The organism is Breznakiella homolactica (assembly GCF_016616095.2).
Classification (GTDB): Bacteria; Spirochaetota; Spirochaetia; order Treponematales; family Breznakiellaceae; genus Breznakiella; species Breznakiella homolactica.
Map to the genome: position 1 here is coordinate 1,277,071 of NZ_CP067089.2, position 14,883 is coordinate 1,291,953.

General features: G+C 49.5%; 13 protein-coding genes. 9 read left to right on the plus strand and 4 right to left on the minus strand.

Annotated elements, in window-relative coordinates; translation table 11 throughout:
* Window positions 1–358: 358 nt before the first annotated feature.
* The 3 genes from JFL75_RS05935 (at window position 359) to JFL75_RS05945 (ending at window position 2,850) form a co-directional block, all read left to right on the plus strand.
* Window positions 359–1,309 (plus strand): hypothetical protein, encoded by a 951-nt coding sequence (locus JFL75_RS05935; protein ID WP_215625768.1) that lies wholly within the window; start codon window positions 359–361, stop codon window positions 1,307–1,309.
* Window positions 1,310–1,323: 14 nt separating this feature from the next.
* Entirely contained in the window at window positions 1,324–2,022 is a 699-nt protein-coding gene (locus JFL75_RS05940; RefSeq protein ID WP_215625769.1) for a hypothetical protein, read from the plus strand.
* Between the two features lie 72 nt (window positions 2,023–2,094).
* Complete coding sequence (locus JFL75_RS05945) at window positions 2,095–2,850, plus strand: exodeoxyribonuclease III (RefSeq protein WP_215625770.1); 756 nt, start codon at window positions 2,095–2,097, stop codon at window positions 2,848–2,850.
* 19 nt (window positions 2,851–2,869) lie between these two features.
* Here the strand turns inward: JFL75_RS05945 and JFL75_RS05950 are convergent, their stop codons facing one another.
* Together JFL75_RS05950 and JFL75_RS05955 are read right to left on the minus strand one after the other, a co-directional pair.
* On the minus strand, window positions 2,870–3,706 hold the full coding sequence (locus JFL75_RS05950) for an aldo/keto reductase (protein ID WP_215625771.1): 837 nt from the start codon (window positions 3,704–3,706) through the stop codon (window positions 2,870–2,872).
* A gap of 57 nt (window positions 3,707–3,763) precedes the next feature.
* Window positions 3,764–5,449: an oleate hydratase gene (locus tag JFL75_RS05955; RefSeq protein ID WP_215625772.1), complete on the minus strand. Its 1,686-nt coding sequence runs from the start codon at window positions 5,447–5,449 to the stop codon at window positions 3,764–3,766.
* A 247-nt stretch (window positions 5,450–5,696) separates the two neighbouring features.
* Between JFL75_RS05955 and JFL75_RS05960 the strand changes: the two genes are divergently transcribed.
* Complete coding sequence (locus tag JFL75_RS05960) at window positions 5,697–6,752, plus strand: glycosyl hydrolase family 18 protein (RefSeq protein ID WP_215625773.1); 1,056 nt, start codon at window positions 5,697–5,699, stop codon at window positions 6,750–6,752.
* 1 nt (window position 6,753) lies between these two features.
* Here the strand turns inward: JFL75_RS05960 and JFL75_RS05965 are convergent, their stop codons facing one another.
* Window positions 6,754–7,725, minus strand: a complete 972-nt coding sequence (locus JFL75_RS05965; RefSeq protein ID WP_215625774.1) for an alpha/beta hydrolase — start codon at window positions 7,723–7,725, stop codon at window positions 6,754–6,756.
* 145 nt (window positions 7,726–7,870) lie between these two features.
* On the opposite strand from JFL75_RS05965, the gene JFL75_RS05970 reads away from it, so the two are divergent.
* Entirely contained in the window at window positions 7,871–8,341 is a 471-nt protein-coding gene (locus JFL75_RS05970; protein WP_215625775.1) for a flavodoxin domain-containing protein, read from the plus strand.
* A 29-nt stretch (window positions 8,342–8,370) separates the two neighbouring features.
* On the opposite strand, the gene JFL75_RS05975 is transcribed toward JFL75_RS05970, so the two are convergent.
* On the minus strand, window positions 8,371–9,123 hold the full coding sequence (locus tag JFL75_RS05975; protein ID WP_215625776.1) for a DUF2087 domain-containing protein: 753 nt from the start codon (window positions 9,121–9,123) through the stop codon (window positions 8,371–8,373).
* A gap of 219 nt (window positions 9,124–9,342) precedes the next feature.
* Between JFL75_RS05975 and JFL75_RS05980 the strand changes: the two genes are divergently transcribed.
* The 4 genes from JFL75_RS05980 (at window position 9,343) to dinB (ending at window position 14,693) form a co-directional block, all read left to right on the plus strand.
* A complete protein-coding gene (locus JFL75_RS05980; RefSeq protein WP_215625777.1) occupies window positions 9,343–10,539 on the plus strand; it encodes a GGDEF domain-containing protein in 1,197 nt (398 codons plus the stop codon).
* 90 nt (window positions 10,540–10,629) lie between these two features.
* Window positions 10,630–12,051: a DUF3943 domain-containing protein gene (locus JFL75_RS05985; protein WP_215625778.1), complete on the plus strand. Its 1,422-nt coding sequence runs from the start codon at window positions 10,630–10,632 to the stop codon at window positions 12,049–12,051.
* Window positions 12,052–12,089: 38 nt separating this feature from the next.
* The gene (locus JFL75_RS05990) at window positions 12,090–13,253 is read left to right on the plus strand and encodes an Mbeg1-like protein (protein WP_215625779.1); all 1,164 of its coding nucleotides are present in this window, start codon (window positions 12,090–12,092) and stop codon (window positions 13,251–13,253) included.
* 195 nt (window positions 13,254–13,448) lie between these two features.
* The gene (gene dinB, locus JFL75_RS05995) at window positions 13,449–14,693 is read left to right on the plus strand and encodes a DNA polymerase IV (protein ID WP_215625780.1); all 1,245 of its coding nucleotides are present in this window, start codon (window positions 13,449–13,451) and stop codon (window positions 14,691–14,693) included.
* The last annotated feature ends 190 nt before the right edge of the window (window positions 14,694–14,883 follow it).

Here is a 14,883-nt window from a genome sequence, read left to right on the forward strand (position 1 = left end):
TTCCGGCCTAACCGGCTTGGCACTGCCCTCACATGAGGGCTGCGTGTGTCCGAAGGACACGACCCCTCACTCCAGTCTTGCCGTATTATCCATGGAGTTTTGCAGAGCAAAACTCCTGAAAGACTTGACGCCCCAGGCGGCAAGTCTTACACTGCCCCCATTTCTGGTTGCGGGGTATCGGTTGATATACTTCCGAACCCGTGACTTCAATCATACTCACTAATATATCTACCGTTAGGTATATGAACTTTATGCATTCCACGGTTGCCCCGGCGGAAAAAACGAGTATACTTGATTTATAGTAACTTCTGGGGTAAGTTCATTCTTTGTATAGAATAATGATTGGGTTGGTTTGAATATGCTCAGTTTAAGTGAACAGGAACAGCAGCTGGTAACGGAAATACAGGAATACCTCACAGCCAATTACCCTGAGGAATCAGAGCTGGTCAGCAAACGTTTTTCATCTCTCAAAGCCCTGGGAGAAGCTATTTCCCTGTTTCCTTCGGTCCGGGAGAACCAGGTGCTCCGGGGAGAGGTACGGAGCGAACAGGACCTGGTCAAATCGCTGTACCAATTTTCAACCTCATCCCGGCTTCTCTATACCCCTACCCGGGTAGTGGCAACCCGCGGATACCTGGTGGCGAAATTCCAGTCATTTTCCATGCTTGCCATGCTGGTTCCGGATATCAAGAAACTGTATGTCCCCCTGCAAAAAGTAATCTTTTCAATTATTTCCACACTGATGGCCGAAGAAGTATACTTTTCCGGTCTCGATGAACCGTCATTTTCTGATGCGATAAAAATACAGCTGGCCCATGATCTCATTTCAATCTGGGACACGGGAAACGATCCCAGAATGAACCGCCACCTGCCGGCCCTGCAGGCCCTTTGGGCTGCCCGTGACGCGTCACCGCCCTGTTTCGGGACCATGAACGGCTCCAGCGAAATGATGCGCCTTTCCATGGAACTGGGAGACGACTGGCGGAAATTCCTGATTGACAATCTCACGGATGATGAAACCCGCTGGGCTCTGGAGGAATTTCTCTTCGGGATATCCTATGAGGAAATTCTGGAAGTACGTTCACGGCTGAACAAATACGGAATCAGCGCGGTGGACCACAATGAGGTACGGTCCTATCTGGGAAAGATACCGTCCTATGCGTCGATTGAAAATGACGATCCCAGGGTCATCTACAATTTCTATGTTGAACGGCGGGACGCGGCTTTTTTCAGAAAGCGGTTTTCCCTTCCGGGTCCGAAAAAAACTCTGGAGGAACTGTACGTAAAATACAGAATAGCCAGAGAGTAGCATAAGGATTCAGTATGAACGGCGATTCAGAATTACAGCACGGAGAATTCTCCAATGAAACAACAGCGTCCGCGGCGGGCATTGCGGCGGACGCGGCGAAACAGGGGAGCCGGGCGGTCAAATACACCCTTCTTATGGGGTTGTTTTTTCTCCTCCCGAATACCGGCGCCTTAGCCGCGGGGCTCGTCGGTTTTTTCAGCGCCGGCATCACCGGCTTGAAGGGTCTGTACCTTTTTCTGATTATCCTGGCAGGGGCCGCGTCCTGCGTCGCCGCGGCCTATTGTACCTACCGGTTTCTCATTATTGATACCATCCGGATAAGCTACGGTTATTTGACACCCTTGTTCCGGAAACTGTGCGGAGGAATCGCGGAAAAGATAGCCGCCGGTTCTGAAAGCCCGATAAAAAAAGGATATGACTGGGCGGAAACCATCGCGGACTCATTCCAGGAGGCTTACAATAGCAGGATCCCCTGGCTCATCCGCAAAGGGGTACAGTTTATCCTTGAGCAGATTCCCTTCGGGGATATCATGTACCATGTATCCGTGGATACATCCGGTGAAGCCCCGCAGGTGGGCGAGTCCCTGTATACCCAGACCGACGCGTATATCAAAAAAAGATTTTTTGCCGGCAATTCCATGAACTGGGTCCTGTGGCTGCTTCCGGCAAATACAATTTTGCAGTTTATTTTTTTAAAACTTATTTTTAAGTGATCCTTTCCGGTTTTTATATACATGCAGCGGCGCTTGCGGATACAATGCGGAAGGTTTTAAAGGAGCGGAACAATGAAACTGGTTTCATGGAATGTCAACGGACTCAGGGCCTGTCTCAATAAAGGTTTTTTGGATTCCTTCAAAAAACTGGACGCGGATATATTCTGCCTCCAGGAAACAAAGATGGAAAAAGGCCAGGCGGAAATTGATATCTCAGGATATGAAGAATTCTGGAACAGCGCCGAAAAGAAGGGCTATTCCGGAACCGCGGTATTTTCCCGGACAAAACCTCTTTCGGAGTGGTACGGAATCGGCAAGGATGAACACGACCGGGAAGGACGGGTCATTACGCTGGAGTACAGCGGCTTTTACCTCGTTAATGTATACACCCCCAACTCAAAGCGTGAGCTGGAACGGCTCGAATACCGTATGGGCTGGGAAAAAGATTTTAAGGCGTACCTTCTGAAACTGGATAAGAAAAAGCCTGTAGTTGTATGCGGCGATCTCAATGTAGCCCATGAAGTGATTGATATAAAAAACGCTAAATCCAATGAACGGAGCGCGGGGTTCACCATCGAAGAACGCACCAAGATGACGGAACTTCTGCAGGCTGGGTTTTCAGATACCTACCGGACCCTGCATCCCGATGAAAAAAGCGCCTATACCTGGTGGAGCTATATGGGAAACGCCCGGGCGAACAATACCGGATGGCGGCTGGACTACTTTATTGTATCCAGCCGGCTTATGCAGCAGGTTTCCGGCGCGCTCATTTACAGTGATATACACGGCAGCGACCACTGCCCCGTGGGACTCATCCTGGAACAGTAACCGGGACTTAAGCGCGGGCTTAGAGCATCTCCAGGGGGACCTTCCTTCCCGGGGCGGGAAAGTTTTCATCCAGAATTTCCATATCATCTTCTGTCAGGGAGACTGACAGGGCGCCGAAATTTTCTTCCACATGCCCGGGACTGCCCGCCTTGGGAATAGCCAGTACACCGGGCATCCTGAGTACCCAGGCAAGGGTAATCTGGGCAGGGGTAACCCCGTGTTTTTCCCCAAGCTCCCGCAGGGCGGAATTATCCAGAACCCGCCCCTGCTCTATCGGGGAATAGGCAATGATAGGAAGTTTCTTTTTTCCGCACCAGGGAATCAAATCGAATTCGATACCCCGCCGGGACAGATTGTACAGAACCTCATTGGCGGCGCAGGTATTTCCTCCGGAGATCGAATAAAATTCTTCCATCTCCGGAACATCCATGTTGCTGACTCCCCAGGAACGGATCTTGCCTTCTTTAACCAGCTCAAGCATGGCTTCCACGGTTTCGGCAAAGGGATACCGCCCCTGCCAGTGCAGAAGATACATGTCAAGTGTATCGGTTCCGAGACGTTTCAGACTGTTCTCGCAGGCAGCCTTCGTTCCTTTCCTGCTGGCGTTTGAGGGCAGTACCTTGCTGATGAGAAAAACCTTGTCCCGTCTTCCCGCGATCGCCTCGCCGACCAGGACCTCGGACCTTCCGTCGCCGTACATCTCCGCAGTATCGATCACTTCCATACCCAGGTCTATGCCCGTCCGGAGCGCTTTTATTTCATCGGTACGCTTCCGGGGATCGTCCCCCATATACCAGGTTCCCTGGCCCAGGGCCGAAACGGATTTTCCGTCTAAAATAGAAATCGCAGTATTCATGAGGCTTCCTTATTATTTTCTTTTTTCTGCGGCGGCTTTTAACCGCCGCAGAAAAAACTAAAGTAGTTCCGCAAGGGAAGTTTTTCTCAGAAGATGGTGGGCGATGGTCTCGCCGGGAATCTTCCCGCCGTACAGAACCTTTGTGGCCTGTGTAAGGGTCCGGATATCGTAGAACGAAGGAAATACCGGAATAACTTCCTTTTCAAGATTAAGCATCCGGTATACGGCGGTCATGGCGGTCCGTACCGAATACTCCACCGTAAAAACACAGTCATCCGGCTGCTCCGCAAACTGCCCCAGGAACGCGAGGTTTACGCTCCCTTCGGGAATTACATCCGGCCGGTCGCCTTTTACCCGGGGCATAAACTGGCTGGTGATGTAGGGCATCATGCAGGGAATAACCTTTACTGTGGGAAGAAGATCCTTTATCTTTTTCTCCAGGCCCATATGATAAAGGAGTTCGGAAACAAGTTCCAGTCCCGTACATTCGGACATTTTCTTTTTTATGAAATTTCCCTCCGCATCGGGGAATAACCCATAGGCCCATACAACAAATACATCCTTCGGCTGATTCGGGAAATGGGGCTGCTTCGGGACTGTCCAGCTGATCAGCCAGTTGGAGTCCTTTACGGTTACCACCCCAGCCATTCCCGGCTTACGGTCGGTGAGCTTTCCGAGATAGTCCGCCATGAATTTCCCCTTGAAGGTCATGGTAAAGGATTCCCACTTTGTTTTGTCAATATCGCCGCAGAAAACCTCCGGACGGCCAAAACCCTTTCCTTTGGCGGCTATCTTTTTCCAGAGGCTCCAGCAGCCGGCTTTCGCCGTATCCCGGTTGAGAACCGGCGGTTTGCTGTTGTCCCCGTAGGTTGAATTTTCTGTCATTGAACCATTGGTCACAAAGACGAGATCTGCGGCGGCGGTTTTGACCACCGATTCCTTTCCCTTCTTCAGAATATGGATACCGGTGACCGTCTTCTTCCCCCCCTTGGCGGTTATATCAATATCGACAACCTGGGTGTTGAGTTCAAAACGAACCCCCTGTTTTTTGAGCCAGGTTATCAGGGGAAGAATCATGGAATCGTACTGGTTGTATTCAGTATGGAGGATTCCCCATAAACGGTTCATGCCGGGCAGCAGATGGATGAACCGGCGCATGTACCGCCGGACTTCAACAACACTGTGCCAGTTTTCAAAGGCGAACATGGACCGCCAGAAATAATAAAAATTTGTTTCCAGGAATGACTTGTCAAAATACTGTTCGATGGTTTTAGTACCGAGACGTTCCTCGGTTTCAAGCATCAGTTTTATTATTTCAACCACATGCCGGTCTTTAAGACCAAACGAAGAAAAGTCAGCGATTTTTCCCTGTTTATAGGTCAGCCGGCTGTGGGACTCCACAGGCTCGGCAATATTCAGTTCCCGGATTTCATCGAGAACGGTACGGGACGGATCCTTCAGGGACGGAATAAATCCCCAGAGATCGAACATGCATTCGTAATGTTCTTCCAGCTCGCGGCCGCCCCGGGCGATATAACCTTTTTCGGCGTCCCCTTTGCCGTCCATGGCGCCGCCGAGAATATCGAGTTCTTCGAAGACGGTAATATTTTTACCCTGCATGTGACCATCCCTGATCATATACGCCGCCGCAGAAAGGGATGCGATGCCCCCGCCGATGAGAAACGCTTTTTTGCTTTCAACAGCCTTCTGTTTTACTGGATTTATTCTTTGATAAGATCCCATTTTTTAAATTTCCTTTTTTAATTTTTTCTTTATCCCGCCTTTTTCCGTCAGCGGAAAACGGGAACGAAATTCCCGCAGCATGCAATCCGCGGAGTTTCTCCGGGATAGACGTTTTTACCTGCTTCTTCTGGTTTATGTAAAGGGCAATTGCTATTTCCTCCTTAGAAAATTTTAGGTTACCGGGTATACAAAGTCAATAAAACCCGCCCCTTGACTAAGAGACAATTTCTGCTATATTCAGGAAGAGATGAATCATCCATGGAAGCCCCTTTTTGCAATACTATGCGTTTCTTTGTTTCTCGGTTCGTGCAGATCCTCCCCGCCGGCCCCGCACGAAAGTGATTCGATCCCGGCGGATAAACCAAACGAACAGCCCGCCGACTATGTCGAGATTCCGCCGTATCTGTCGGATCTTCCGGTTTCTTCATTCGGTGAAATTTGGGGGTACCTGGTAAGCGGACGGGAAGAAACCCTTAAGACCCACTATCCCCTGTCCGATGTCGGATATTTCGGCGCCGAAGTGGACACCTACGGAAAACTGACCGGTGTGCCGGATCCCAAAAAAATTGAAGGGTTCCCGGGCAGGGTCCACCTTGTGGTGATCTCCGACAGCAGGGCGCTGACGCACTTTGTACTTGAGGAAGGCAGCCAGGTACGGAAACAGCTTATTGCCGATCTGCTCGAGGCCTCCAGGAATTTCGACGGCCTCCAGATCGATTTTGAATTGGTTCCGAAGAATGACGGGGAAACGTTCCTCTCCTTCCTCGCGGAACTCCGGGAAGGTCTGGGGAACAAACTGTTTACCATTGCCCTCCCCGCCCGGATGCGGACGATTCAGAATGATGTGTACGATTATGCCCGGATAGCGCCTTTGGTGGACAGGATTCTTGTCATGGCCTATGACGAGCACTGGTCCACGAGCAAACCCGGTCCCATCGCGTCCATGGAATGGTGCCGGTCCGTGGCCCAGCATTCCCTTGCGGTTGTCGGTCCGGAAAAACTGATCATGGGTCTTCCGTTTTACGGAAGGACCTGGGGGAACGTAAATACCTTCCGGGCGTTCTTTTTCTCGGGTATTGAACGGATAAAAGAAGAAAACAACGTAACCGATGTCAGCAGGGAAGACGGAATTCCCACTTTCACCTATGAAATCCCCGTGACTGTTACGGTCTACTACGAGGATGACCATTCCCTTTCCAGGCGGATGGAGATGTACAAGGGCATGGGGGTGCAGTCGATAGGATTCTGGTCCCTTGGACAGGAAAGTCCGACTCTCTGGAATATCCTTAACCTGTCCGAATAAATCAATCCTCTATATAGTTTCCGAGAAAGTCACCGACTTCGGTCCAGTATGCGTCCCCCATCACAATCGCCGCCATGCCGTGGGCGGCCCCCGGAACCACCAGCCGGCGCTTCGGGGATGAAGCGGCGTCGTATACTTCATCCAGCATATAAAACGGGACAAAGGTATCCGCGTCTCCGTGGATAAACATAATCGGGACGGATGTTTTCCGCACCTGTTCCAGGGCGCTGGCTTCTTCCAGGGTATATCCGGCGCGGATTTTCGTCACCATAGATGAAAAATTCATAACCGGAAAAGCCGGAAGCCCGAATATAGTTTTCAGCTGATAGGCGAATACATCCCACGCGGAGGTATATCCGCAGTCCTCAACTATGGCCTTTACCTGGGGTGGCAGTTCCTCCCCGGAAACCATCATCACCGTGGCGCCGCCCATAGAAACCCCGTATACCGCAATCTGTATGGCTCCATGTTCTTCAACCAGCGTATTGATCCACGCCGTCACATCCTTCCGGTCCGGCCATCCCATGCCAATATAATCTCCGCCGCTTTTACCATGGCCCCGGGCATCGGGCAGGAGCAGGTTGTACCCCATGGCGTAAAACTGACGGCCCTGGGTCACCATGCGAAGGGCATCGCTGGTATATCCGTGGCACAAAACGGCCCATTTTTTGGAATCATCCCGGTGCGTCAGTTCATAGGCGTGGAGCGTAAGATTATCAAAGGACTGTATATACCGTTCTGTATATTCGTTCCGGAAAAACCATTCCTGGTCACGCTGAAGGGTATCCTCTTTTTCACCGCTTCGGGACCCTTCGGAATTTGACGGAGCGTCGAAAACCACGGATTTGTCGGTTTTCGGGTTAATGGCAAGGTTGTAAAAAAAGTTCCCCGCGGCAATTCCCGCAGCGGTAAAAATCACCATACCCGCGGAAACTATCCCGATTACCCATACAAGCACCGTATTTTTTTTCATACTTTAAGTATATCCGGCGGCGGACAAATTGAAATACCTTAATAAAAATCACCATAACTACAGAAAGTTTTCTATTGACCGGTATGGTCACAGGGGCTACTATTTACTACTGATTGAATTTAAAACTGCAGTAAGGACTATCCCTATGAAAACCTTAATTCTTTACGCGACAAAACACGGAGCCACGGAAAAAATAGCGGAACTCATCGCGGAGGAACTCCCCGGATCAGAACTGTTCAATATCCGGAAATCCCCTGCCCCGTCCCTCGGCCAATACGATACGGTGATACTGGGAAGTCCCCTTACGGCGGGCCGGATCAGAAAGGAAATCCGGGAATTCTCCAAAAAGAACGAATCCGTTTTATTGGGAAAAAAACTGGGGCTTTTTGTTTCCGGCCTCTCGGATACCGGAGATGAACAGTACTTTGAAACCAATTTTCCTCCCGCCCTGGCGGCCGGAGCCGCGGCGAAGGCGTTTTTGGGCGGTATCTATGACCCCGCCAAATGCAACGCCTTTGAACGGATGGTCATCAAAGCCGCATCAAAACTGACGGTTTATACTTCCGTGATTAACCGTGACAGAATCAGTTTATTTGCGCGGAAGCTTTCCCAATAAAAAAACGTAAAAATCTTATTGCCGGCATGTCAGATGGTCAGCCAGTATTCCCCGCCGCCGGGCGTGCGCTTCATAAAACCGTAATCAATGAGATACCGCCGGATTGTTGCGTAATCATCAAAAACAGCTTCAAGAATACGGTTAACATCCTTCTCGGAATACATTCTTCCCGATTCGAACTGTTCGGCTATCTTTGTAAGAATAACAACTTTTTTCTTTTCCTTGGGTGGAAATTTACCAAGACGCAGGGGATCCAGACTGGTAAAACACGCATGGAGAATGGTGTCCCGTTCTTCACCGGTTACTACATAGCGCTCATCCACCATCGTCGCGTGACCGTGTACCGGCATTATATCCTGAATACCGGCGGTTTTTTTCCCGAAGGCGTATTCATATAACGCAAGGTAGAGTTTTGCCTGTTTTGCCTTTTCCCTGAACATGAACTTCTGGTGCCGCACCGTCGATGCCGCGACTCCCAAGGTCCGGGCAATCTCCTTGTCGCTGGTTCCGGAGGCAAACATCCTGAAAAGCTGCTTCTGGTTTTCCGTTAGAGTATTGTACCGTGAATCATCGGCAATAAGCTGTTCCTGATAATCCCGGTGATCCGTTTCCAGATGTATCTCAATTGCCCGGGACGCCGCAAAAAAGCGTCCGCCGATTCCGTATACTTCCCCTGTTTCAAAGGTTTTTCCGCAGACAGCACAGCGGTACGATTCCCGCGGGAACTCCGAAATCGTATAGCCCCGCCCAATATCCTTAATCTCTAAATCATCTACTTTCATTGTTATTCCTGTCTATATTTATTATAAACATATCTTATTATTGTTTATTTATTATGTCAACCAACCACTATTTACAAACAAAAATATCGGTATTTGGTATTTCAGGGAACGGTATTTCCAAAGTCAGGGCAAAAATAAAAAATCAGGTTGCATTATGAAAAGTATCATACTATCCTATATTAGTTATATTTAACGATTAACCTCATAAAGGATGGGACCATGGAGCTGATACATACCGCTGTTACCACCCTTTTTGATCTTGATACCAAAACATTAATTGGTGTCCTGGTATGGGGTAACATCGCGGCGGCAGTTCTGATTCAGACATTTCAGTCCCATAATCTGAGTACCACCGACATCCAGAATATCAAGCGGATGACCCTGATCCGGATTTTCTACGCCATCGGATATATACTGTTATTTTTGCGGGGTGTGTTCCCGGATATCCTGTCGGTCAATGCCGGGAATACCATTCTGTATATATGTTTCTATATGGAAGCCAGCCTTTTGCTGACAATGATGGAGTCCGATTCAAGGGTTTTGTCGGCGGTTCTCAAAATCACGCTGGCCGCTGTGGTTTTATCATTTAACATCTTTGAGTTTATGTACAAAGATCCGTCATTGCGCATAACCATGGCATCGATAAGTATCTTTGCGATCCTCGTAACTCCAACAATTAAACTTCTCTTTTCAAAAAAAGTCAGCAAGTTTAAACACGCCATCGGTTTTTTTTACGTAATACTGCTGTTAACCATAATACCGAGGTCAATCCTGCCCCTGGTAACCGGAGATGTCAGTCTTCATACCAATAATTTATATCAGACCCTGTTTTTTATTGCCCAGATTTTAATGATGGTTTCCGGTACCATCATAAACCTGCTTTTTATGAAGGAAAAAAACGACAAGATTATCGAAACCATGGCAAAAACCGACAGTCTTACCAGCATTGCCAACAGGCATTGTTTTCTGCAGGAAGCCACGGTACTTTTTAATATTTGCAGGGAACAGAAAAAAGAGCTGACCCTTCTCTTTTTTGATCTGGATCATTTTAAAATGATCAATGACCGGTACGGTCACCAGTTCGGGGATGAAGTCCTTAAAACTTTTACCAATATTCTGAAACAGAGCCTGAGAAACGGGGACCTCTCATGCCGGTACGGCGGAGAGGAGTTTATCGCCATTGTTCAGAATCCCCGGGAAAATCTTGGGGAACTGATCGCCGAGCGGATCAGGAATGAAGTAAAGCATACCAGCTTTGAAATGATCCCCGGTTTCAGATTTACCGTCAGTATCGGAATGATATCTTCGGTTCCCGGACAGAGTGAAAGCCTGAGCGACTTTATCCAGAAGGGCGACATGGCAATGTACGAAGCCAAGAAATCCGGAAGAGACAAAACCGTCGTCTATTCCTGCTGAAAAAAACACCGCAATGTGGTTATTGATAAACAAATTTTATTATATTAATATTAGATAAATTTATATTTTTAGCTTTTCAGGATATAACCGGTGAAAAACTCGCTCCCGCTTTTCAGGATAGTATTGTTTCTTTTTTTCTGCAGAATGGCTGTTCCGCAAACCGTAACGGCTCAGGAAAATCCCGCGGCGGACCAGGATGAATTATCCCTGCCGGATATTACGGAAAAGCCCCGGATTGGGGTTGCGCTGATTGAGGCAATGGCAAGCAATCTGGTATTAGGCGGGGTTAACCGCTTTATTCGAAGAGCCGATTACGCTTATATATCCCTTGATTCGATAAATTCAAATGTAACTTCCACATGGGTTTGGGACCAGGATGAATTTCCGGTTAACCAGCTGGGTCATCCCTATCAGGGTTCATTTTATTATATCGCCGGACGTTCCAACGGGTTAAGTTTCTGGCAGTCCTCTGCCCTTACCGCCGGAAACAGCATATTCTGGGAATTAATCATGGAAACCGAAACGCCCTCAATAAACGATTTAATTCTTACCACGGCGGGATCTATTTCCGTGGGGGAAATGCTGCACCGGCTGTATGTGGCTTCCGATTCGGCGGGCTTTTTTTTCAAATGGATACTGAGTCCCTTTGACGGCATAAACGACGCTATCTTCGGAAACAGAAGAAATCCTCAGAACTATTCTCCCCTGTACCAGGAAGAAACCTATTTTTCCTTTGGCCCCGGGATGCTGCTGAGCCGGATGGACAGCCAGCGCACCGGTACCGTGGATATTACCAGGCCCTCACTGTTCATTGAAGGCGGTATCGTGTACGGCAACCCCTATTCCAAACGGGTGCGGGCGCCTTACGATCATTTTGAAGTCCGGGCAAGAGTCCAGGGCTCCATACCGTATTATTCTCTGGAATTATTTTCCGACGGGGCGCTGTATACAATTGGTCTCTGGGATACGGAAAAACACCAAAGCGCGCTGACGCTGAATCTTCATTACGATTTTATTTACGGTTCCCTGGTTAATTACTCCGCGAATTCCCTTGGACTGGGCTATAAAATGCATCAGTCGGTTTCGGAGAACTGGGAACTGTCTTTTAAATCCCACCTGAACTGGGTATTCCTGGGAGCGAGCGAGTTTATCCGTATATGGTACGGTGACATAACCTACGAGGATGAGGACGCGGAACACCGGACTTACGATTTCAGTACCGGCGGCGGAGCGAAGATATATTTTTACGCGCTCCACTCCAGATTCGGCGGTATTTACCTGGACGGTCTGGTAAATTTCCTGTACACCATACCCGGCACCGTTCCCGAGAACGGCTCTCCCGGTTTCGCTGTCATCGGAATGGGAAATATCTCCTATGAAAAAGAAATCAAGGCGGGATGGCACGCGGGCATCACCGCGTCGGGATACTGGAAGAGCGGATTTTATACGGAAGCTAAAAATGTCCATGAACTCATTACAAGCTGCAGTCTGTATGCAAAAAAACGATTCTGACATATCATTTATAAAAACATGGAAACGGAGGCTGTACCATGGCGAATATCCTGGATTATCTCAATTGGAGAGGAGACCTGCCATTCAGCTGTGACCCGGTCAATACGGTGGATGAATTCATCCTTTCCCGGATTTCGTATTTACCCTTTGAGGGAATTCTCCCGGGAGAAGCGGACAATAGTTCCATTACCATAGGAGAAGCTTCAGAAATTTTCAAAAAACTTCGGAGTGACAGCCGGACCGCCGAAACCCTTCGTATTATCTGGCCCGATGACATTCCTTTTTTTGAGTCTCTGGGACAGAATGAACGGTACCGCAGCCTTCGCCTTACCCGCTACGTCAACCACATTAATACCGCACAGGAAAAACAATTTTCCGCGGTTACAATCCTGACCGGGGACGGTTCGGTCTTCGTATCCTACCGGGGAACCGACAATACCTTGGTCGGCTGGAAGGAAGATTTTAATATGGCGTTCCTTTCCAATACCCCCTCCCAGCTTGAAGCGGTCTCATACCTGAAGGAAACCGCGGCGGTTTTCAGGAAAGAAAAATTAGTTCTCGGCGGCCATTCCAAGGGCGGCAACCTGGCGGTATACGCCGCGGTATTCTGCGGCAGGAAAATACAGAACAGGATAACTTCGGTGTATACCGAAGACGCGCCCGGTATCAGCAAAGAAATACTTTCCGCTGAAGAATACAGCGCCGTAAAACAAAAGATCCGGGCGTTTGTTCCCCAGGGTTCGGTGGTGGGAATGCTCTTTGAGCATCCCGCTGACTATACGGTGGTGGAAAGCACCCAGAAGGGACTGCTTCAGCATAACATTTATTCCTGGCAGGTAACCAGGAATGATGTGGTACGGCTAAATACCGTAACCAAGGGAAGCGTCTTTATGGACCAGACCCTCAACGAATGGATTTCTGGTCTGACCAGCGAACAGCGGAGGCAGTTCGCGGAAACAATTTATACGGTCCTGATTTCAACCAGCGCCGAGACCATACCGCAGTTTACTTCTTCATGGTACAAACACGCAAGCGATATGGTAAAGGCCTTAAAGGAAATTGATAAACCGACCCGGGACGCTGCGTATAAGGCGGTCGGGGCGCTGTTTAAAGCGGCCCAGGAGAATATGGGGACGCTGCTCGCCAAGGACCGGGAAAAAACCGGGAACACGCCGAAGGGAACCGATTCACCCTCCCCCTGAGTTCCGCAGCTATCTACTTGGTATAGATGCTTCTGAGCACTCCCAGGCCGCCGTATTCACGGTCTACACAAAGCAGCGGTGATTCCGGTCTATACTCGTGCCGAGGACACGTTCATTATCCGCTGCCCCATTATTGCCAGAATATCCATTATCTTATCTATATAAATTATAAAGAATGCGTTAAAATGAAAGTGGATGAACCCTGAAAAAGAACGGATAATATTCCATATAGACTGCAACGCGTTTTTCGCCAGCGTTGAGGAGATTCTGTCACCGGAGCTTAAAAAAGTTCCCATGGCGGTCTGCGGAAACCCGGAAAGCCGCCGTGGAATTATCCTCGCGAAGAATGAACTGGCAAAAGGGTTCGGGATAAAAACAGCGGAAACGATCTGGCAGGCTAAACGGAAATGCCCCGGCCTTGTGCTGCGCCCGGTCCGCCACCGCTTGTACACTGAATACAGCGAGCGGATAAATACAGTCTACGGAGAATATACCGATCTGGTGGAGCGGTTCGGCCGGGATGAAAGTTACCTTGATGTAACCGGTAGCATCCGGCTGTTCGGCGGAGATCCCGCGGCATTGGCCCATACTATACGGGAACGCATTCCCCGGGAATTCGGACTTACCGTATCGGTGGGCGTTTCATTCAATAAAATATTCGCGAAGCTGGCCAGCGACCTCAAAAAACCGAACGCGGTCAGTATTATTACCAGAGATAATTTCCGGGATGTTGTCTGGCCCATGCCGGTCTCCGCCTTGCTGATGGTTGGTGAATCAACCGCCAATGTACTGCATTCCATTGGCATCAGTACCATCGGCGACCTTGCGAAGGCAAAGGAAACGACCCTGGAACGGAAGCTGGGAAAATTCGGAGAGCTCCTGTTCCAGTATGCCAACGGTACGGACACCTCTCCGGTCCGCTCCGCGGACGAAATTCCGGATGTCCATTCCATTGGAAACGGAATGACATTCAAAAGGAATTTATATTCCCAGGATGATATAAAAACCGCAGTCACAGCCCTCGCGGACACAGTGGCGTCCCGGCTCCGGCAGCAGGGCCTAAAATGCCTCACCGTGCAGATTACCATCAAAGATCCTGAACTGAAAGTAATTACCCGGCAGAAAGCGGCCGCCGGTCCTACCTGGCTCGCTTCTGAGCTGGCCCGGGAATCTCTCAGCCTCATCGAGGCGTCATGGTCTCCCGGAAAACCTATCCGGCTGCTCACCGTAACCGCCCAGAAATTAGTCCCCGCGGACGCTGCCAGGGAACAGCTGAACCTTTTCCAGGAGCCGGATCAGAAAATAACCCGGCAGAAAAAAGAAAAACTCGAGCGGGCTATTGATACCATCCGGGATAAATACGGTACCCGGAGTATTTCTCCGGGGAACGTAATCGGCAATGATCTGGGTATTAATGAAGATTATAGCTTCGACGAATGATGCGGGGGAGCACCGACGCTGACAATCCGGAAAGCCCTGGGGATGGCGATACCGCGGGACCCGTCACAAGGAAATGGGTTTGAGCGGCTTTCGAGTCCACGAGGCCGCTGAGGAGCCAAACCCATTTCCCTGTGACACCCGGCGTTACCATAACGGCCCGAGGGGGCTTTCCGGCATAACCGGCTCGGTG